This window comes from Actinosynnema sp. NPDC059335 (genome assembly GCF_042752395.1).
Taxonomy (GTDB): Bacteria; Actinomycetota; Actinomycetes; order Mycobacteriales; family Pseudonocardiaceae; genus Actinosynnema.
The window spans coordinates 25,499-46,048 of record NZ_JBHYXZ010000002.1 but is presented as its reverse complement, the minus strand read 5'-3'; the positions used below and the strand labels follow the sequence as shown (position 1 = coordinate 46,048).

At 67.8% G+C, this 20,550-nt stretch carries 16 protein-coding genes and 1 pseudogene; 8 read left to right on the top strand and 9 right to left on the bottom strand.

Annotated features, from left to right (window positions below):
- Positions 1-83: 83 nt before the first annotated feature.
- Positions 84-386: pseudogene (locus ACFXGA_RS00880) on the top strand (IS481 family transposase); the annotation flags it as partial.
- Positions 387-493: 107 nt separating this feature from the next.
- Here ACFXGA_RS00880 and ACFXGA_RS00875 read toward each other — a convergent pair.
- Entirely contained in the window at positions 494-1,636 is a 1,143-nt protein-coding gene (locus ACFXGA_RS00875) for a hypothetical protein (RefSeq protein WP_378083039.1), read from the bottom strand.
- 827 nt (positions 1,637-2,463) lie between these two features.
- Between ACFXGA_RS00875 and ACFXGA_RS00870 the strand changes: the two genes are divergently transcribed.
- Together ACFXGA_RS00870 and ACFXGA_RS00865 are read left to right on the top strand one after the other, a co-directional pair.
- Positions 2,464-3,624: an ImmA/IrrE family metallo-endopeptidase gene (locus ACFXGA_RS00870; RefSeq protein WP_378083036.1), complete on the top strand. Its 1,161-nt coding sequence runs from the start codon at positions 2,464-2,466 to the stop codon at positions 3,622-3,624.
- Positions 3,621-4,859 carry a hypothetical protein gene (locus tag ACFXGA_RS00865; RefSeq protein ID WP_378083035.1) on the top strand — a complete coding sequence of 413 codons (1,239 nt, stop codon included), beginning with the start codon at positions 3,621-3,623 and terminating at the stop codon, positions 4,857-4,859. The genes ACFXGA_RS00870 and ACFXGA_RS00865 overlap by 4 nt, the downstream gene beginning before the upstream one ends.
- Here ACFXGA_RS00865 and ACFXGA_RS00860 read toward each other — a convergent pair.
- From ACFXGA_RS00860 to ACFXGA_RS00850, 3 genes are all read right to left on the bottom strand, one after another.
- Positions 4,789-5,475 carry a hypothetical protein gene (locus ACFXGA_RS00860; RefSeq protein ID WP_378083033.1) on the bottom strand — a complete coding sequence of 229 codons (687 nt, stop codon included), beginning with the start codon at positions 5,473-5,475 and terminating at the stop codon, positions 4,789-4,791. The genes ACFXGA_RS00865 and ACFXGA_RS00860 overlap by 71 nt on opposite strands.
- Positions 5,472-5,792 (bottom strand): hypothetical protein, encoded by a 321-nt coding sequence (locus ACFXGA_RS00855; protein ID WP_378083031.1) that lies wholly within the window; start codon positions 5,790-5,792, stop codon positions 5,472-5,474. Before ACFXGA_RS00855 ends, ACFXGA_RS00860 begins: the two co-directional genes overlap by 4 nt.
- A 175-nt stretch (positions 5,793-5,967) precedes the next feature.
- A complete protein-coding gene (locus ACFXGA_RS00850; protein ID WP_378083029.1) occupies positions 5,968-6,156 on the bottom strand; it encodes a hypothetical protein in 189 nt (62 codons plus the stop codon).
- 86 nt (positions 6,157-6,242) lie between these two features.
- On the opposite strand from ACFXGA_RS00850, the gene ACFXGA_RS00845 reads away from it, so the two are divergent.
- Positions 6,243-8,381 (top strand): ATP-binding protein, encoded by a 2,139-nt coding sequence (locus tag ACFXGA_RS00845; RefSeq protein ID WP_378083172.1) that lies wholly within the window; start codon positions 6,243-6,245, stop codon positions 8,379-8,381.
- Between the two features lie 23 nt (positions 8,382-8,404).
- Here ACFXGA_RS00845 and ACFXGA_RS00840 read toward each other — a convergent pair whose 3' ends face one another.
- Entirely contained in the window at positions 8,405-9,523 is a 1,119-nt protein-coding gene (locus ACFXGA_RS00840; protein ID WP_378083028.1) for a HesA/MoeB/ThiF family protein, read from the bottom strand.
- Positions 9,523-9,687 (bottom strand): hypothetical protein, encoded by a 165-nt coding sequence (locus ACFXGA_RS00835; protein WP_378083025.1) that lies wholly within the window; start codon positions 9,685-9,687, stop codon positions 9,523-9,525. The genes ACFXGA_RS00840 and ACFXGA_RS00835 overlap by 1 nt, the downstream gene beginning before the upstream one ends.
- A 251-nt stretch (positions 9,688-9,938) precedes the next feature.
- Between ACFXGA_RS00835 and ACFXGA_RS00830 the strand changes: the two genes are divergently transcribed.
- The 3 genes from ACFXGA_RS00830 to ACFXGA_RS00820 all read left to right on the top strand — a co-directional run bounded on the left by ACFXGA_RS00830 (position 9,939) and on the right by ACFXGA_RS00820 (position 15,572).
- Positions 9,939-13,715: a hypothetical protein gene (locus ACFXGA_RS00830; RefSeq protein WP_378083023.1), complete on the top strand. Its 3,777-nt coding sequence runs from the start codon at positions 9,939-9,941 to the stop codon at positions 13,713-13,715.
- A 487-nt stretch (positions 13,716-14,202) separates the two neighbouring features.
- Positions 14,203-14,931, top strand: a complete 729-nt coding sequence (locus tag ACFXGA_RS00825; protein ID WP_378083020.1) for a hypothetical protein — start codon at positions 14,203-14,205, stop codon at positions 14,929-14,931.
- 26 nt (positions 14,932-14,957) lie between these two features.
- Positions 14,958-15,572 (top strand): hypothetical protein, encoded by a 615-nt coding sequence (locus tag ACFXGA_RS00820; protein ID WP_378083018.1) that lies wholly within the window; start codon positions 14,958-14,960, stop codon positions 15,570-15,572.
- A 269-nt stretch (positions 15,573-15,841) separates the two neighbouring features.
- Here ACFXGA_RS00820 and ACFXGA_RS00815 read toward each other — a convergent pair whose 3' ends face one another.
- Complete coding sequence (locus ACFXGA_RS00815) at positions 15,842-17,020, bottom strand: hypothetical protein (protein WP_378083015.1); 1,179 nt, start codon at positions 17,018-17,020, stop codon at positions 15,842-15,844.
- Positions 17,021-17,498: 478 nt separating this feature from the next.
- Here ACFXGA_RS00815 and ACFXGA_RS00810 point away from each other — a divergent pair, with 478 nt between their 5' ends.
- Positions 17,499-18,890, top strand: coding sequence for a hypothetical protein (locus ACFXGA_RS00810; protein WP_378083013.1), 1,392 nt, complete (start codon positions 17,499-17,501; stop codon positions 18,888-18,890).
- Positions 18,891-19,010: 120 nt separating this feature from the next.
- Here ACFXGA_RS00810 and ACFXGA_RS00805 read toward each other — a convergent pair whose 3' ends face one another.
- Both ACFXGA_RS00805 and ACFXGA_RS00800 read right to left on the bottom strand, forming a co-directional pair.
- The gene (locus tag ACFXGA_RS00805; protein ID WP_378083011.1) at positions 19,011-19,595 is read right to left on the bottom strand and encodes a DnaB-like helicase N-terminal domain-containing protein; all 585 of its coding nucleotides are present in this window, start codon (positions 19,593-19,595) and stop codon (positions 19,011-19,013) included.
- Between the two features lie 159 nt (positions 19,596-19,754).
- Positions 19,755-20,438, bottom strand: coding sequence for a restriction endonuclease (locus ACFXGA_RS00800; RefSeq protein ID WP_378083009.1), 684 nt, complete (start codon positions 20,436-20,438; stop codon positions 19,755-19,757).
- Between the last annotated feature and the right edge of the window lie 112 nt (positions 20,439-20,550).

Genomic DNA, 20,550 nt, shown 5'->3' with positions numbered 1-20,550 from the left:
CGGGCGCGCACGCACGGCGTGCGCGGTGCTCTGCCAGTCGCGGCGGCGGCTGACCGGGTCGCGGCATCGGGCCAGGACCACCTCACTGGCCTCGGCGCTGGCACCGCATCGTCATCGACAACGGCGCCTGCCGCGGAAGCTGCGACTTCGTCATCGTGCTGCGCGACTTCGTCACCGGCGGCCCACGCCCTACATCCCGCGCCATGACGGCGAGGTCGGGCGCTACCCACGCACCTGACGAGGAACTACTCTGCGCTCACACCTGGACCAGCGAAAAGAACGCACCGATGCCCTGGCGGTCTGGAACGTGCACTGCAACTACCACCGCACCGCACCGCCGACAACCGACTGCCGCAATCCGACTCCACACCGGCGTCACTAACGTCCTGACGGTGGCCATCGTGTCGGGTGGTATGTGTGTGGCCTGCGCATGCACCTCTATAGCCGGAGTAGGTCCGAGGCCACCGCAGCTCGACCGAGAGGTGTGTCGTCGCTACCGTCCAAGCCGCGCGTCCGTGCGCGGCCAGGGCGAAACGTAGCTCAGCCCAGTCGTCATCTCCTGCTTGGAACTGTGCAGCGCGATCAAACGCCGTAGGGGATTCTGGTAGTAGCGGATCTCGTCCGTCGACAAGCTGACTGGGTCTCCAGGTGGCTGCAACTGCTTGGTCTCCCGGTAGGCCGCCCATGCGCGGCGGTTGGCTTCTTCATATCGATCATGAGCGTGAGGCGACTGGCCTGGGAACCACAGGTAGTTGCTCAGCTCCCAAGCGGCACTGCATGCCTGCTCAATCCCGTCCCGGCCGTCGATTTCAACCGAAGGTTTCTGCAGGGTCATCTCACAGAAGTTGCGCAGCTCAATGACGGCCAACACGATGATGTAGAGCAAGACGAGTTCACTGCTGTAGTGGTCGTACATCGGCCACCCCATCGAGGCATCCTTGCCGTACAGAAGCCTGGTGACGTCACTGATCGGATGGACGAAGGCACTCAGGAATCGATAGTGGACATCGAGCTTGGCCACCACGGCGTCATCAGCGAAGACGTTGGCCTTGAAGCTCTCTTTGAGACTCTGCCATCGTAGGTACTCCTCGTACATGGAGCGGTTCTGCTCGGCATAGGTCCGACGCTGTTCAGGGTCTGACAAGCCATCGTCCTCATGTTCGTGCACCGCTGGTGATGCCACGAACGGCGTAAAGTCTTGCAGCAAGAGGTAGTGCACGCTGATCGCCTGGCGGCTGCCGTCTTCGGCAGGCTCCGTGAGCAGGCCTTCGCGGACAATGCGGACTCTGCCGTTCCTGTTGCGAGTCCAGTCGGTAACGTCTTGCCACTTCGTACCAGCGGCACGTTCCTGCTCCCACGTCTGCCACATGTCTTCCGTCACGCCCGTGACGATCTGGACGTACCGGCGGCCGGAGAACACCAGCTTGTCCACCAGCGTCTGCTCCAACGCACTGCGCAGTAGCGCGCAGGCGGGGCCATATGCGTCGCGCTCGCCGAGGATGCCTGCCGACTCCAACGTGATGGCTAGCGACTTACATCGCTCTGCGGCATCAGCGTGGAACATGTGCATGGTCGAGCCGTGCCGAAGTGCCCGCGGCATGTCCATAAGGAAGCGGGCGAGCGACGAAGCCGCCACGTAAAGGTTCTGGTGTTCAACCTTGCCAGGCCAAGTCATCGAGGAGCCTCACCGCTCAGTCTGAGCGCGCTGGTGGTGCCCTACGCACGCTGCTGGAATATTGAGCTAGTTTACCGACAAGACGTCACGCAAGCAGACAGCAACACTCCCGAGCTTCCCTGCCTGCCCAAGTCAAATGAGCTTGTCTCGTTTTGACGGACATCTTGATCCTGCCATGGTTGTTCGGAGTCGGTGATGTGCCCTGGGTTCGATGGAGTCATGGCGGGACGGCACAGCACTCGGCCGAGGTGCGGCAGCGGGTGGTCCGGCTGGTCGCGGAGCACCGGGACGAGTGCCGTTCGTGGTGAGCGGCGGGGGAGCGTTACCAGTAGCGGCGGATGTCCAGGCCGGCGGTCATGCAGCCGATGGCGGCGTTGTCGAAGTAGCCCGATGGGTTGCGGCGTTCGTTGTATGGGCGGTAGGCGCGGCATCGCGCCTGCGGCGCCGACGTTGCAGCGGGTACCGGCCAGGTGGATGACCCAGCCGGCGATCCACAAGGGGTCGGCGGTGATGGGGAAGGACATGGTGCCGGTGCACTCCACATGCCGGAGCACGGTGTTGCCCTCGACGTGTAGTAGGAGGGCGCCGACGAGCTGTGGGCGTCACGGGCCCAGTCGGCGCCGATCATGGTCAGCACCTCCTCGCCGCGCACGATGCGCGTACCGCCGTCGATGGTCACCGGTTCTCCGGAGTGGCTGTTGGCGCGGTCATCGAGGCCGCGCCGCCATCGAGATGAATGGTGGTCGGTATATACCGTGGTACTCTTTCGAGGCGATCTTGGAGGTCAGGTGGTCGAACAGTCCGACGTCGCCGCGCAGCCGCGGATGCTGGTGCTCGCGCGCGAGTCGCGCGGGTTGAAGCAGGGTGACGTGGCTGATGCCATGAAGGAGCTGGAGGGCCACGGGTCGAAGGTGAGCCAGGCTTACGTCAGTCGCGCGGAGGCGGGTCGGCTGACGGTGTCCGGTGATCGGCTCGACCTGTACGCCCGCGCGCTCGAATACCCACCTGAACTGCTGGTCCTGCGCGAGGCGGAAGTCGGGGCTGGCCCCGGGCTGGTCCACCACCGGAAGAAGCAGGCGGTGGCCGCGCCGGACCTGCGTCGCATCCACGCGGTGCTCAACCTGACCCGCATCCAGCTCAAGGGCCTGCTCGGCGATGAGTCGCGCGTCGTGAAGTTCGCCATCCCGCGGATCTCGGTGGACGACTACACCCCGCCCGAGGAGGCCGCCGGCATGGTTCGCGTGGAGTGGGGGCTTCCGCGTGGGCCGCTGGACTCGGTGCTGTCGGTGCTGGAGGACGCCGGCGGGTTGGTGTTGCGTCGTGCCCTGGTCGCACCGGTGCCGCTGGACTCGGGCAACGAGAGCGTGCCGGTGGACGCGATCAGCGCGTGCGCGGCGGGGGAGGACCCGGTCGTGCTGCTCAACTCCGGTACTCCCGGTGATCGGCAGCGCTTCACGCTGGCCCACGAGCTCGGCCATATGGTGATGCACTCCATGCCGCATCCCGAGCAGGAGAAACAGGCCAACCGCTTCGCCGCTGAACTGCTGATGCCCGCCGCCGACATCCGGGACGAGTTCCGGGGTGCCGTCGACCTGCGGCTGCTGCTGTCGCTCAAGCAGCGGTGGCGGGTCTCGATGTGGGCGTTGCTGCGCCGGGCGCGCACGCTCGGGGTGATCAGCGACTGGCAGCACCGCACCCTGGCAGTCGAGATGTCCAGTCTCGGTTATCGCACTACCGAGCCGGGGCCGCTCGACGTCGAGCAACCCGTTGCCGTGCGGTCGCTGGTGGACTGGCACCTGAGCCGGGGAGCGGGCGTGGACGACCTCGCCCGGTTGACGCGCTTGACCCCCGACGAGTTCACCCGCCTCTACCTGGAAGGCACCGGCACCGAGGAGAGCGGTGTCACGGAGTCGTCCGCACCGTCGATCACCGCGGAGGTCGCACCATGACCAACACGTCCCCTGCCAACCTGCCCGCTCCGCGTCCGCCCACCGACGAAGCCCAAGCGCGTGCGGCCGCACTGCACGCGTTGGGCCTGCGGCCCGCACCGGCTGCTCCGCCGGGACCGGTCGGGGCGCTGACCGACCGGGTACTGGTCCACGCCAACCTCGACACCGACCGCAGCACGCTCATGCCGTTGCTCGCCGACGTCGACGGCCTGGTGCTCAGCGGCAAGAAGGCGTGCAAGGCCGTCCGCGAACTGCGACGCGGTCGCTACCAGGGACTGCTGCTCGCCGACCCGGAGGGCTACGCGAGTGCGGCGGCCACCGCGGAGGAACCCTTCGTTCTGCCGGCGGGGGACGGCTTGTTTGGCGCCTCGCTGAGTGAGGTGCTGCAGGGGCAGCGGGACGCGGGCGTGACCGCTGTGATGACCCCGACCGCGTACTTCCGCGCGGGCGAGATTGGCCCGCTCAAGGCGGCGGCCGAGATCGTGGCCGCCCTCGATGGCGACGACGTGCTCTTCAGCGTCCCGATCGACGTCGCCTGGCTCAGCAACGAGCACATCGACTCGCTCGTCGCCGTGCTCAAGCGCCTGGCCGTCCCCAAGGTCGTCCTGCTCGGAGGGCAGTTCGACCCGCTCAAGCGCTACAAGCCCGCGGTCGCCAACCTGCGCCGCCTGGTCGCCGAAGCTGGCCACGTCGCCGTCTTCCGCACCGATCTGACCGCCTTCGACGTCCTGAGCCACGGTGCCTTCGCGGCGTCGATCGGCACCGGCGGAAGCCTGCGCCACGTGGTGCCGATCGGTCAGTTTGCGCGGTCCAGCGGCAAGAAACCGGACTACTCGCCGAGCGTGCTGCACCCTGAACTCATGTCCTTCCACAAGGGCAGCCTGCTCGCCGAGCGCTTCGGTAACACCCAACCACCCCAGACCTGCCCGTGCCCCGCGTGCGGCGGCCGAGGGCTTGACAGCTTCACCGACAAGGCCGATCGCGGCGCCGCCCACGCCCACGGATTCCACATCTGGACCCCGTGGATCGCCGAGATGCACCAGTGCCGCGTGCTGGCCGAACGTGCGCAGTGGTGGAAGCGGCGCTGCGCCGACGCGGTTGCCCACTGCGACATCGTCAACGCGCTGATCGAACAGGAAGGCGCGTTCAACGCCCCCAACACGCTCAAGGCGTGGTCTGAGTTGCCCGCGTGGTGGGCTCCGGCACCGTCGACCAGCCGGTCGCACACGCCGTGATCTCGGCGTAGGCCTGCTCGGCGAACCGCCACTGCGCCGGGGTGTGCCGCCGGCGGGTGTACTGGCCGGGCTCGACCGCGACCTGCAACCGCTGACCGTCCAGCACACCGACACCGCAACCGTAGAACGACGCCCGGACGTGGAGCTCGCTCGGATCCGCCGGCACGGTGGGCAGCAGGATCATCCGGGCACAGAACGGGGCGAACCGACCCGCACGCCTCAACCCGACCTTCCAATCCCTGGCGGCCACGACGGCGAGGTGGACCGACAGCGGTGGCACCGCGCGACGTACGAGCTGACCGCCGTCGACGTCGACCGCGCCGGGCGGGCAGCGACGGAGGATTTCCCGTTCCCGATCCGTCAGGTCCTCCAGCGCGACCGGCAACCCTACCGGCATGCCCATGAGCACGTCCAGGACCGCCAGATCCGTCAACGGCTCGACCTGCTCGGTGACACGGCGGGACGCCTCCGTCTCGTCGAGCTCGTAGACAAGTCCCGCTGCCGACCCGAACAGGGTCACGATCGCGCTCTCGGCGAGGCGGACGTCCCGGCTCGAGCCGGTCGCCGGTGTGCTCTTGGCGGCGCGCACGGCCGCCGCCAGCGCGGTCGTGGTCATGACGCCTTCACCTCGATCATCGCGAGTTCTTCCGCCAGCGTGCGTAGGGACTGCCACACAGCACCCTCGGTCCTGCGGTACCAGCGACGACGATCAGGCAACTGCCGGGGTAGTTTCTCCGCAAGACCCGCTTGGAGCAAATCCTCGACGGGTCCGTAGTACACGCTCGCCGACACGCCCTGCTCGTCCGCGAGCGCCGAAAGGTTCACGCCCTCCTGTCCGGCAGTGGCCAGAGCGGCCAGTAACTCCAGCTTGTACCGGTTCCCGAACACCAACAACGACGCCCGGCGTCCTGGCGGGCACTCGGCGAGAGACATGGATCGAGAATAATGAATCGTGAATCGTGAATCAACCGCTCGGTCGTGACGGAGGTATGTGAGTTGCTCGGCCTTCGGCGGCGGTGACGGGAGCCGGGGTCTTCTGCAGATCGCGGGCCGCACGGACGAGAGCAGCGGCAGGGCGTTCACGACGCGCGGGTCGCCGTGGGCGCGGTCAGCCGTATCGCGGGTGCGGCGGCACCACACTGAAGATGTCGTCGAGGGACATGGTCTCGTCGGTGACCGCAACCATGCACTCCTCGACGCGATCGATGGAAGGCAATCCGGTTATGCGCAGTTCCAGCGGCGAACCGTCGTTGATCGCCGGGTGGCGGCAATCGGACGAGGTGGCCACGGCGGGCATCGCGATGGTGGTGGGTTTGCTGGCCGCCGCATGCCGTTGCGCGTATCCGGTCTCCGTGCTTCGGATTTGTCACCACTTTGGCGGTCGTGCTCGCGCGACGACGGACGACACTCGATTCGGTGGGGGACCGGTGGAGCGCGCGCAACGAGGTCAATGGAACGGTGGCGGGTTCCGTCGTGCAGGCGGGTGTCATCCATCAAGTGGTCCTGCCTGGGCACGAGGCAGTGCCCGTACCACGGCAGTTACCCGGCCCGGTGCCCGACTTCGTTGGCAGGGATGCCGCGGTGGTGGCTCTGGATTCCCTGCTCGCCACGACGAGCACGAGTGCGGTGCACGTCGTGGAGGGAATGGCGGGGGTGGGGAAGACGACGTTGGCGGTGTGGTGGGCGCACAAGGTCCAGGAGAACTTCCGGGACGGCACGTTGTTTGTGAACCTGCGCGGCTACGACCGGGAACAGCCTCTGCACCCGTCATCGGTGCTCGTGTCGTTCCTGCAAGGGCTGGGGGTGCCCGGTGCGCGCATCCCGACCGACCTCGACGCCCAGGTCGGCCTGTACCGGTCATCTCTCGTGGGGCGGCGAGTGCTGGTCGTGCTGGACAACGCCAGCAGTGCTGAGCAGGTCCGGCCTTTGCTGCCCGGTGCGACGGGTTGCCTCACGCTCGTGACCAGCAGGCGGGCGTTGATGGGCTTGGCCGTCAGCGACGGGGCGAGGTCGTTGTCGCTGCGGTTGTTCAGCCGCGGGGACGCGGAGCGGCTGTTGCGCGGTGTGATCGGCGATCACCGCGTCGACCGGGAACCGGAAGCGGTCGCACGCCTGGTGGACCTGTGCGCACGATTACCCCTTGCGTTGAGAGTCGCGGCCAGTCGGGTGGCTGCGCGGGGTCGGAGCCGGATCGCCGACCTGGTGGAGGAGATTGACGGTGACCGGCTCGACTCGCTGAGTGACACCGGAGACGAACGCAGCGCCGTGCGCGCCGTGTTCGACTGGTCGTTCACCCGGCTGCACCCGGACCCCGCGCTGTTGTTCCGGCGCCTCGGCTTGCACCCGACCCCCGAGTTCGGCTCGCACGCGGCGGCCGCGTTCGGCGGCACCGGCCCGCAGGCGGCCCGTCGGTACGTCGAAGCACTAGTGGACGCCAACCTGGTCGAGCCAATAGATCACCGGCGTTACCGCCTCCACGACCTGCTGCACCTCTACGCCGCGCGGCGGTGCGAGGCGGACGAGCCGCCGGAAATCCGTCTCGCCGCACTGCGCGCCGGCCTCAGCTGGTACGCGCACACCGCGCTCGTCGCCGATGCGTTGGTGTTCCCCGCGCACCCGCGGCTGGCCGTCGACCTCGGTGAGCCACCCGTGGAAGCGCCGGTGAGAGATCGGGACCAGGCGTGGGCCTGGTTCACCGCAGAGTTCGACACGCTGCTCGCGGCGCTGCGACAGGCGCTGGCGCACGACATGCACCGCATCGCCGTGGCACTGGCCGGCTCGTTCAGGTTCCTCGTGTTCAGGCCGCGCGCGTTGTGGCCGGTCCGGCTCGAAGCCGAGTCGCTGGGGCTGCACGCGGCGCGCGTCTTAGGCGACGTGGAGACCGAGACGACGTTCCTGCGCAGGCGGGCCGACACGTACCAGATGCTGGGCAGGTGGGCGGACTCGGACGCGGACCTGAGTGAGAACGTCGTGCTCGCGGAGAGGACCGGCGACGGGCTCCAACTCGGGAGGGCCTTGTGCGGCCTGGGACGCAGCCGCAAGTTGCAGGGCCAGCTCGAGGAGGCGCGGGAGGTGTACCTGCGCGCTCTGGACCTGGTGCGTGGCAGCGGGCACGTGGAAGCGGTCGTGGAGGCGAACCTGAGCCAGATCAGCGCCGGGCTCGGCCGCTACGTCGAAGCACTCGACCACGCGCGACGCGAGCTGGAGCTCCGCCGCGGCGGAGCGGATCCCGCGGCCGAGGGGTACGCCCTGCACGACGTCGCGGCGGCTTACCAGGGGCTGGGCGACGACGGGGCCGCCGTCGAGTTCGGAGAACGCGCCATCGACGTCTACCGGACCACGGCCGCGACCGAGGGCTACCTGGCCACGGCCTTGGAGACCGTCGCGCTCTCCTACGAGCGCCGGGGATCGGACGCCGCCGCTCGGCGCTGTCTCGTCGAAGCCGCGGCGATCCTCACCGAACTGGGCGATCCCCGCGCCGACCTCGTGCGGCGGAGGGTGAGCTCCGACCTCGCGTCGTGACCACGGGCCAGGTGCCGTCACGGTCAGTCCACACCGCCGCAGGTGGGGCAGTCGGGGTGAGGCACGTCCGGCCCGGTGTTGAGGTCGTAGTGGCGGCTCACGAAGTTGAGGTCGCTGATCCGGTTGACCGGCAGTGCCGGTACCCCGGTGAGCAGGCTGATCACCGACTCCGCCGCGAAGAGGCCGGTCAGCCCGGCGGTGACGGCCGAGGTCGCGTGGAGTGGCAGCACCGCCTCGGAGGATGGCGACCACGTGGTGCGAGGGGGCAGGCCGGCGAGCCGCTCCCGCTCGGCGGCGCGGGCGCAGTCATAGCAGGGGCCGGTTCCCGGCCGGTACGCACCCACTTTGGACAGCGGCCCGTGGTAGCCGCCGTACACCCACGGCACGCGGCTCTCGTGGCACACCCGGTTGGTCCAGGAACGGATGTCCGCAGGGCGGTCGGCGGCGAGGAGGACCACGTCGAAGCCCGCGACGACCTGCAACACGTCGTCGAGGTGGTCGAGGTGGCGGACCTCGCCGGTGACCAGGACGTGGGGGTTGCACGCCCGCAACCGCCGTACGGCGGCCTCCGCCTTGGGCGCGCCGACGTCCTCGGCGTGGTAGGTGAGCTGGCGGCTGAGGTTGGACGGCTCGACCACGTCGCCGTCGACGCAGTGCACGTGTCCGACCCCGGAGGCGGCCAGGGCGAGGGCGGCGATCCCGCCGACGCCGCCGAGCCCCAGCACCACGACCGCCGCGTCCTTGAGCGTCATCTGGGCCTCCCACCTGCTGCGGCGCGGCTTCCGATCCATCCAGGAGAACAACTCCGCGTTGCGGCTGTACCGCTCGAGCTCCGCCTGCGTCAGCCGGGTCGGCTCGGGCTCGGCGGCGTCCTCCAGGTGCCCGGCCGCGTGCAGTCGGTCGAGCGCGGCCGTGAGGTGGCCCTCGGACCGGTGCGGGAAGCGCATGCGCAGCTCGGCGGAGATCTGTTGGACGGTCCGTTTGCCGTCGAGCAGGTGCACCAGTGCCCACACCCACCCGTCCGGGTCGTCGACGAGGTCGCCGACTCCCTCCACCACGCCGCCGATCCGCACCTCGTGCAGGCCTTGGCGGACGGGGCGGTGGGTCGGCTTGATCCGCGGCCGGCGCATCGGTGCGGACATCAGCTCTCCACCGAGTCGTGGCAGAGCGTCGGTTCCCAGGACGCGGGCTTGAGCTCGAACAGGGGCATGTCCGCGAGCCGCAATTCGGCGGGATCGAGAATCCGCCCGGTCGGTAGGGTTCGCTGATCGGCCGACTCGACGGGACGTGCGATGAGCTGGAGCACGACGGACCTCCGCTGGGGCGGTCCCGACCCGGTGCCGGGGACCACGTGCTCCCGAGTGAAATACGAAGATCATTTATACGTCACTTGGTGAACAATGCCAGACCGTGTGACCTGCTTTTTTCGGATTTTGGCGAAGAACCGGAGCCAGTTCGGTGGGCGATGACCCAAGGGGCGGCAAGCCTGGCGCGCCCCCCAAGCCGGTGGTCGGCGAGGAACCGGGACTGTCCTATGTCACGGCTCTCGTCGCGTGGATGGAGGCTGCCGGCCTCGACCGGACGCGGCTGGCCGAGCGGATCGGCACCGTGCCCGCACGGGTCTCTGAGCTGCTCAGCGCCAAGGGCTGGAAAGCGAGCCCAGCGAAGCTCAAGTGGGCGTTGAAGATCATCAAGGCGTGCGGCGGCACGGAAGCGGACCTGCAGCATTGGACCACCTACCACGGTGAGGTCACGGCCTACCAGGTCGCCGACCACCCGACGGCGCTGCCCCGACCACCCGGTACCGAGGTCCGGCACGGCCGCGACGAAGCCGTCGACCCGGTGGTGCGCAGGCTGCGCCGCTTGTCCGCGCAGTTGGGCGCCGAGCTCGACGTCTCCGGCACCCCGCGTCTCGACGGCGACCAGGTCCTGCTCGGCCGCGGGCTGTACGTGCGGCGGACGCGGCAGACCGAGGTACTCGGCCTGCTGCGACCCGATCGCTACGACAAGCCGGTCCTCGTGCGCGCCGCCGCCGGAGAGGGCAAGAGCAGCCTGCTGTGGGGGCTGCACCACGACTTGGCCGGTGACCCGATGCTGGAGCCGTTCCTTCTCGACGCCACGTGGCTGTCCGAGGCACTGGACGAGCCGCCCCTGCTGTCCACCGACGATCTGCTGCGGGTCGCGGCTTCGGCGAGGGAGCGCGGCCACGTCGCGCTGTTCCTCATCGACACCGTCGACCTCGTCCTGCGCGACCGACGACCCCGGCAGCTGTTCGTCGACCTGTGCGAGGAGCTGACCGAAGCTGGAGCCGAGATCGCGCTCACCTCGCGCCCCGACGAGTCGCTGAAGCTGCCGGCGGCGCGGTTCCGCACGGTCGTGCTCGGAGAGTACGACGACGTCGAGCTGCCGGTCGCCGTCGACCGCTGCGTCGCCGCGTTCTGCACGGCGCCACCGACCGGTGCCCCGCTCGATGAACAGGTGCGCAGGCTCCTCATGGCGGAGGCCCGCGGGCTGCCCCTGCGCGACATCGTGCGCAACCCGCTGAAGCTGCGCCTGCTCTTCGAGCTGTACGCACCGGACTTCCCGCCGCAGGAGCACGACGTGTCCAGCCTCTACCGCGCCTATTGGCAACGCCGGGTGCACACCGACCAGCGCGGCGAGCTGGGCTTCGTGGACAAGAATGACCTGTCGCGACCAGCGGAGCTGACGGCCATCGCGATGCTCGCGGCGGGCCTGCCGGAGGTCAACGAGGAGCCTCTGCTCGAGTCGGCCGCCGCGGTGGCCTCGGCGTGGCACCGCGACACCCGGCGGCCCGCGGAGATCCGAGCCGAACTCGACGCGGGAGCCGACGGACTCGCCGGTCGGGGCGTGCTGATCCGCTCCGACCGGACACTGCGGTTCGTCCACCAGACGATGTTCGAGTACGCCGCAGCCATCGGCCTGCTCGACCGCGACCGGGAGCGCGCCCTGACCTTCCTGATCGACCACCTCGGCGCCACGCCGGATGACCTGTTCGTCGGTGCGATCGCCGAACAGGCGCTCATCCTGGCCCTTGACGACCCCCTCCTGGCACCCACCGCGCACGCCGTCCTCGACGCGGCCGTGACCGGCACGGTCCCGCTCCAGCGCATCGCGTTGGGCGTGCTGGCGCACCGCCCGTCGTTGCGCGACACGACCCGACGGCTGCTGGACGCCGTGGACGCGGCCGCGCGCCGCCGCTACGCCCGAACCGTGCCGACGGTGGCGGACGACGACGTCTCCCGGCAGGTAGCGGTGCTGGTCGGGGTGTGGCGCCTCGAACCGTCGGCCCGCGAGTCGGTCCTGGAGGCGCTGACCCGGTTGGCCGGGCGCGAGCCCGCGATCGTCGCGGGCGTGCTGAAGGACCTGAAGTGTGTCGCCAGCGCCCTGGCCTGGACGGACGCACCGGAGCGAATGGTCGAGATCACCGCCCGCGCGCTGGTGGCCGTAGCCGCCGCAGTCCCGCAGTGGGTGCGGGAAGGGATGTTCACGTTCTTCGACGACATGGTCAAGCGGAACAACCACCGTGCCGTGCCGCTGCGCCTCCTCGGCCTGATCGCCGACCACTGGGCGGAGTTGGGATCGTCGGAAGTCTGTGAGGCGGTCGAGACACGTGTCGTGGGGGCCCAGCGGGAGCGCAACGCGGCGGCGTCGGAGATGAAGAGGGCCCTCGGTCGCATCCGCGCGCTCGAGTGGCGGGACAGGCTGGCGGCCTCACTCGACCACGAGTGGTGGGACGACGTCGTCGACGAGTTGTGCGAGAAGCTCCAAGCCGACTACTACGACGTGCTCGCGAACGCCTGGCTGCACGCGATCGCCGAACTTGTGATCGGCGGCGCGCTGGACGCAGCAGGAGCCGTGCGCACCGTCCGCCGGCTGGCTATGATGCCCGGCTCCGGGGTGTTCGCGCTGGGCGACACGCTGTTCAACCGGCTTCTCGGCGCCGACGACGGCGCGGACGGTAACCCCGCGGTGGTGGTCACCCCGGCCGTCGTGGCACTGCTGGACGGACTGCCCGCTCCGGGGAACAGGCCCAAGCCCGGCGCACAACGGGCGGCGCACGCCGCGAGGCAGGCGCTGCGCAACGCCGAACTCCCGCCGGCACGGCTCGCGGCACTGCTCGCCGACGTGCCCGGCGCCGACGACGTGGACAACTGGCTCGCCGACGACCACCTGGTGGTGTTGGTGGTGCCCGCGGGTGTGGGCGGGCACGCCGTGGCACGCCGGGCCCTTGACCGGATCGCCGCCGATGCGGGCGTGCTGTCCGACCTCGGGCGCAAGAACGTCTCCTACGACCTGGCCCGGCACCTCGCCGCGCACCCGTGGCTGCTCGGCCCGCTCATCGACCTGTCGATCCGCCGCGCGTCCGCCGCACCGTTGTCCGACGTGGTCGACGAACCCGATGTGGCAATCCTGGCCGAGCTGAGCGCGCATTCCACGCGGCTGGTGGACCTGCTCGAACTGCTCTCCACAGGCAAGGGGGAGGCGCAGCGCGAAGCGGCGAGCCTGTGGCGGCGCCTTTACCGGGCGCGCGCCGTGCCCGCGCCGTCCCACAACGCGCTGACCGCGTGGTTCGCCTCCGCCTCGGAGCCCGCCGTGCGCGGCAACCTCGTCGACTTCACCGTGGATATCGCCTTGGACGACCCGAGCCGGCACCGCGTCGTGGACCGCATGGTGCGCGGGTTGTTCGAGGTGGACGCCGGAACGGGCGCGGTCGTGTCACCCCGCCACGGCAAGGCCGGGCACGTCCCCGGCAGCGCCAGGGCGAGCTGGCTGAGGTTGGCGTGCCGTGGGCTGCCGGTACATGAGGTCGACCTCGCTGAAGTGCTCCGCGTGGCCACCGCGTCGCCCGTCAGCGCGGACAACCTCGCGGTGGTCGGCCGGTTGGTGATCAGGCTCGTGGAACAGGGGGACACCGCGGTCGCGGCCGACCTGCTGCTGCGGATTGCGGGAGCCGCCGACCGGGTCTTGCTGTCGCTGAAGCAGGAGAGCGGCCTGGCGAACAAAGTGCGCACCCCGGCGCGGAGAATCTTCCGCACCGCGTCCGCCGACGTCCGGGACGCCCTGCTGGCGAAGGTGCCCGACCTGCCCCGGACCTTCGCCCGGGTGCTCGTGGCCTCCGCTGCCCAGGAGGACTTCGACGGGGCACGGCCCGCGCTCACCGCCCTGCTGGACCGCCGACTGCCCGACGGCGTGGCACAGCAGATCCACGACGACATCAAAGTGCGTTCGCGTTCGGCGGCCAGCGGCACCCTGCCCGAACTGATCGATCCCCTGACAAGAACCGAGGCTTCCGGCAGAAGAGGCCCCAGTTGAGCGATCAGGAGCCGCACCGTGGTCGAGAATGACTTCGCCGACCAGCGCCGGAGCACTGCGGGCAGGCCGGTCAAGCGGCTCGAGGGAACCGAGCCTGGCCTCTCGTACGTCATGGCCCTGCGGAAGTGGCCGGACGAGGTCGCCGGCATCAGCAGGACCGAACTCGCCAGGCTGCTCAAGTGCAGCGATACGACCCTGTCGACCACGCTCGGCACCCGGTGGAACTGGAAGGCGACCGACAGCCTCCTCAACCGGGCCCTGCAGATCATCGAGAAGTGCGGTGGCACGGACGAGGATGCGCAGCGCTGGGTCGCCTACCACCGTGCCGTCCAGGAATACCAGCGGACCGGATCTGGCGAGCTTCCGCAGCCGCCGGTGCAGCGTGACAGGGAAGCCGGGCGACCTGGGGAACCTGCAGCGGAGGGTGGCCGAACCGACCTGGGCAAGTCAGGCGACCCGTCGGCCGGACGTGTGCGTGGGGTGGGTGGTGCTCGGCTTGCTCGCGACCGCCGTTCTGCTGGCCGCCGGCGTTGTCTGGTACGTGCGCCAAGGACCGGTGGTGAAGATCGAGGTCGCAGCCGACTCGGACGAACTCGTGGTAACGCCGGCATTTCGGGACACCATGGGTAACTACGCGACGACACTGCCCATCGGCCAGGTTCCGGCGCCGCCGGACCGGCAGGACCGCTGCGCCGGAAGGCACCGATGGGCCCACAGCCCACCGATCAACGGAGTGGACGCGGGTTCCTCCGTGGCCAAGGTCGACATCACGGCGCTGAGTGAGGATCTCAAGATTGATCGAGCGGTCCTCGACGTGAGAACGCCGGAAGGCGACCCGCCCACCATGGTGCTCCTCGCCTGTCCTGGTCGCGGCGGCCCCAAGCCGCCACACTTGCTGGTGGCGGACCTCGACACCGGCGAGCTCCTCTTCTTCCCGGACGGGGACGACGAGCCTGACAACTTCGACCTGCGGATCACGGCCGGGGAGACCGAATCGATCTTCGTCATCGGGAGCATCCTAGAGACGCACGCCCGGTGGCGCCTCGAACTCGGTGGTGATAGCGGCGAGACCCGCATCGAGTACACGATCGGCCCGGATGGCGCCCGCGAGGGCAGGGCGGCCGCGAACCCGGACCAGCGGCCGTTCGAGACCATCGGGGAATTCCTGACGACGCCATACCGGTTCCGGGACGGTGCGTGGCAGCCGGGGCGTTGACCGACCGAGTGAGGTGAATCCCGATCATGTGGGTGGTACTGGCGGTTTCCGGGATCTTGGCGCTCTCCGGTTGCCACAGCGGCCCTTCCGACGACGGAGGCATCCCGCGATTGACCGTCGAGTCCACCGCCTCGACCACCGCCGAGCTCTCGTCGACCGCGAGCGTGCCGCCGTTCACCCCGCCGACCTCTCCCTCCTGCGCCCTGTTGACGGTCGACGAGATACGGGCTGCCCTGGGCGGCGGAGAGGTACAGGCGCCGTTCGGGACCCTGTTCCTCTCGACCAACGGATCCGCCGAGGTGCCGGTCGACATCGACATGTGCAGCTGGCAGCAACACGCCGGTGAGGACCCGGGTCGTCAGGTCCACGTCGAGGTGCGCACCACTCGATCGGCTCCCGACGCGGAACGGGAGTATGAATCCGCACTGGTCGAGCTGATCGACAACACGGCTCCCGGCTCCCGCCCGCTCCCGGTTGCTGAACTGGGTGAACAGGCTGCCTCGATCCCAGAGTGGCTGATCGCGCGGAAGGAGAGCGTCCTCTGCCTGGTCAGCGTGAGTCGGACCGACACCGGCGACGCACCGGACCCGGCCCTGCTGGAACGCCTCGCCCGCGCCGCAACCAACCGCCTCGGCTGGTAACCAACGATGGTGCCTGCCCTACTCACGTCCCGCCGAAGGCCCGGACGCGTGGCCACAGCGGTCGGGTCATAGTCGGAGCCGGCCGGAGTCCCGAGTTCGGCCAGGGTGCCGTCGTTCTCGACCCTGTGCCGCTCGAACAGTCATCGCTGCAAGTCACGTGCCGTGGGTGGAGGTTCGGCACCCGCAGCGTTCGACAACCCGGCTGAGGGCACCCAGGCTGGAGTCGACTGAACCGAAGTCAGATTTAGGTACGACGGTGGTAACAGAGGTCAGCAGCCTGATGAGCGCGGTCGAGGTGACGACGCGTTCCTGCCACCGGCGTGTCCTCGTCGCCTGTAGGGGTGTTTGACGCCCGTCATCGAGTAGGCCGTGTGTTCCAGGAAGTTCGGCACCGCCAAGGCGTCCTTCGCGGTGTCGAAGCCGGTCATGCGCTGCTGGCGGAGACGAATGCCAACCGGAACGACTACCCACAGTCGAGCAGGCCAGGCGCGTCGAGGCGCTACGGAGATGTCGACGCCGCATCTTGAGCAGGCGGCTCCTGCGGGAACTACCAGAAGTGCCTGTAGTCGGCTGGTTGCGCCGTCACGAGGGACCCCGACCGGCAGCCTGACATCGATCGCGATGTCGTCGGCTGGATCGAATTCGGTCCAGCTCGACACGTCCGGCGCGGTGCGATCGCTCTTCGGGCCGATCTCGGCGAGCCATGCGAAAGGGGTGTGAGCCACCTCCAGCAGCGCCCGCTCGGTCATCGCGGACAGGCTGATCTCCGCCGTGATCGGCTGGATCCGTACACGACTGCTGATGACCAGAGAGAGCCGTACCACGACCTCAGACGGTAGCCTCAGTCGTTCCCCGCCGAGCACGATCCTGCGCAGCACTGGGTAGCACGTCCCCAGGCCAGCGCTTCCGCTCATCGCCATCAGCATGAACAGCGCCTGCCTGATCACCGCCCCAGGGCGGAAAGCCCGCTGTGCCTGCAGTCGTAGGAAGTCGGGTGCACCTGTGTTCTCGACAGTGTCACCGGCCCATTGCTGCAGTCCGATGACGACGGCTGCGACGGCATCGCTGTACGCGGGGACGTACGCAGTGCCGCCGAAGGAGTTGCACGCAGCGCAGGTTGCGTATGCACCGGAGCCCTTCTGCATCGCCACCCACCCCGACTTGGGCATCTGCCCCACAGGGGAGTTGAGATCGGTGGCGAGGTCGATCGCCCGCCTGCGGTGTACGTTGCCGGACGACCGGGGTGGGACGTGCTCGAACGTCAGCTCCGCCGTCCTACCGCAGATCCGGCACGGTCCCAAGCCTCCCTTGACAACGGTGTGACCGCTGCTCGGCGCAGGGCCGAGCAGTACCGTCACATGATCGGCTGCCTGACGGGCAAGCTGGAGCTGTTCGGGCGTCAGCGCAGCGCTGTCCTGGTCGTTGAGGAACATCCGGTAGTCGGTCATCTGCTTTACTCTTTGGCGAGCAGGAGACGCTACCGGATTACGTGGTCCAGAACGAACGAGATATCGAGGCAAGGCTTTCATCGCAGCCGGGGTACGAGTACCGCTTGGCACGACCGCGCGAGAGCTTGATCGTTTTGTGCGAGTGGAAGCGCACCACAAGGGGGACTCCAGCCGCCTTGAGTGCCCGTAACCGCAGGTGTGCCGCTCGAAAGTCATCGCCGCTGGTAGAGCGAGGCACGACGATGCGGCCGGACTGTCATGAAGTGAAGAGTCGACGGAAGCTCGCAAGGGTTTTTGTGTCGATGGGCGGTTCGGATCCGTCGCAAGATCTGTCGATCGTTCGTCCTTCTGGTCGGGCGAACGGGTGAACCTGTTCGTACTCCGCCGCACGCGCAAAGGTCTCTTCTGCGTTGCCTACGTGCTGTGATCGATTTTCTGGTGATCGACTCTGGTGAGAAGGGGTGTACGAGGTGCGCTGGTGGAGGCCGTGTGTCAGCTGATGGCCCTGTGGTGTGGTATCGAGATGGCCGTGCGTGTATCCGGCGTCTTATGGGCCCTGTTGTCCACTCCTGTCTCGGTTCTCGTGGTGTTCGTCGGTCTGGCCTTGTCGGCATGGACGTCCTATGGGCTCAGCGACCTGAGCAGGCCCGTGCCCAGGGTCAAGGACGCACAGGTGCGTGAGGTGCCGAACCCTGCGCTGCGACCGTGGTTGCGTTCCTGTCAGGCACGCTGGGCCCGATCGCGGCGCAAGGCGGTCGGTTCGATCACCGGGGAGGTGATCTACCGAGTGAGCGTGCTGTCGCTCGCCGGGGCGATGGGCTTGGTCGCAGCCTCGGTCGCTCTTGCTCCCGTCATCGTCACGTTGACTCTTCGAGGACGCACGATGCCGGTCTGGAGCGCTCGTTCGATTTTGTTGCTCGGCGGGATCGCAGGTGTGGCGTCGTTGATCCACGTGTTGTGGTACTGGTCGCGTCGCTCGACGACCCCAAGGCGGTTCACCCCGCCGGTCCTGCTGCTGCCACGCGGAGAGATCGGTGTGGTCCGACGCGTGGAGTTCCTGAGGTCGGTGTACTTGTTCACCCAGCTGCGTCTGACGACGGGCGTCGCGTTCATCTGGGGCATGGCAGGCCCCGCCCTCGTATCACCGGACGAGGGGACCGGATTCCCGCTTGCGCCGGAACGTCTCCGTGATGTCGGCGGGGGTGGAGGCCAACAAGCCCTGTACGTGGGGCTGTGGTTCGGCGGAATCGCACTGGGAGCGATGGTCGCGCTGCTTCTCAAACGGCTGGTGGTGGTGCGTATGCCCGCTGCGGACGCCGCCGTGGCACTTCACCGCTGCCTGAACCCCAGCGACGGTCCGCGGGGAGGCGCCACCCGACACTCCGGCATCGTCGACCCCTTCGGTCAGCAACGCGTCCGGTTGGAACGCGCCACACGCACGCTCGAAGCGATAGGTCTCCGCATGGACCTCGTGCGCCACCATCATCCTGTGGCTTCGGTTCTGCACGGGTGCGCGCACTATCTCCGCAGGTTTGGGGCACGGACGGACTCTTTGACGCCGAACTGTCCAGCCGATGTGCAGCAGGTCCTGCGCGACGCGATCGCGGTCGTAGCCGGCGCTGTCCGCCCTGATTTCCTGCATCGGGTAGGCCGCGCGGTCGGTGCGTTTGACGAGGAAGGGATGCCTGAGTCGTCTCTACGGGCCAGGGCGCCCGGCCGTTGGGCGTCTCTGGTCGCCCGCATGGCCGACTCGGTGGACAAGTACGCCCGACTGGGCAACTCGGTGTGGGCCGTCGTCGTTCTACTGGTCATTGCCTACCTGCTCGCCACCGGCAAGCTCGATCCGACCAAGATCCAAATCCAGAAATGAGGGTGCGTCATCTCGGTCCATCGCCCGGTCAGATGACCACCGGCCGCCGGTGTTGATCGCCGTGGTCGGAATTGCGGCTTGCTCAAGCCTGCGCGCTCCTCGCCGAGCACAACGTCCGGGTCATCGCAGAACAGTCTGCCTGCGCAAGGCGATGTACTTCTTGAGCAGCACGAGGTCCGAGACGTGGGCGATGGTGCCCGAGTCGCGCAGGTCAGCCAGGCTGGGCCGCAGTGGCACCGGCTGCCGGGGACCGGGGTTGGTGGACAGTTGGGCGGTGACCACCACCGACGCGCCGGTGTCCAGGGCGAACCGCTCGGCGTGGGAGACCACGGCGTCCGCCTTGAGAGCCTTCGCCGGCAGCGACAGCACGTACTCCTCGCCGCCCGCCCGTTCCAGCAGGTTCCTGTGCCGCAGCAGCCCCACCACCTCAGTCGGACCGCCGGGCTGGCCGCTGCCGTACAGTTCCAGCACCGCGTCGGAGACCAAGTTGTGACCGAACCCGTAGAAGTCGTCATGCCGCAGAAGTTCGACCACGTCGGCGACGGCGTCCTTGCTGGTAATCACCGCGCCGAGCACCGCCTGTTCCGCCTGCAGGTCCTGCGGCAGCTCGACGCGGTCCGTATCGGCCGCGACGGTCACCTCGTCGACATCGGGCACCGATTCCGAGGTGGGTAAATCAGCAATCGGGTAGTTGTATCCGACCACCTCCGCCGCGCCCCACTACCGGGCACCGGATCCGTCCTGCACCCCTCGGCCAGCATCACCGGCACCGGTGCGGCCGGGTTGTTACGGGGCCAGTTCCGCTCGCCAACGCGAATTCAACCTCTATAAGTGTCCGGTCACTTCGGGTCGATATTTCGACTCTCAATCCTCCGCAATGGCAAAAGTGGACGCCTCGCGCTCCTCCAATACCCACTCCGAACCTTGTTTGAAGTAGTCGCCGTATTCATCAACGAATTGCTTAACGACCCAGTTTGAAGGAGGTCGGCCGATGATGTGCAGCAGTATGATATAGGCGATAAAACCATGCATCTTGGGATTGTTCCAATTTACGCTGCGACCCACGCAGAGGGGTGTGATGTTGTCGTCACAATCTATGTAATTAATTCTACCAAAAGTGTCGCAATCAAACTTTGAGGAAAGGCACAGGTCGACGTAGTCGCCGGTGTAGTATCCGTCCCCTGTCTTGGCGGGGAAATAACCGATTTCCTCCTGTGCGGACAATTTCTCGCACCGGATCGAAGCCTTCTCGGCTCTGCTCAGGGCGGGTTTTGTGAAGCCTGCACTGCTAAAAATTCGGCCACCTGTTGCGCCTATGTCGACCATGGTGCCGACCATGGCATCGACGATCTCGATCCCTACCACGTTTGAATAGTTTTTACACTCTACAATCTCGCGCGTTTTCGGCAACCAGATGTCGATCTGCCTCTTGCGCTGCCCTGTGGTGTCCGCGATCATGACATCGAGATCGAATTCAATATATTTGTCTTTCTCTGTCAAGTATCGCATCACTCGACGTTCGTAATTCTTGCCGTCAACAACGGGCACGTGGGTACCCTTTCGTGGATGTTCTTGGCTTCTATTGTTTTGGAGTCGAATTTTCTGTTCTGCGGACTCCCGGTCGACGACTTTTCGCTATGGCGGTAATCGCACTGTTCGA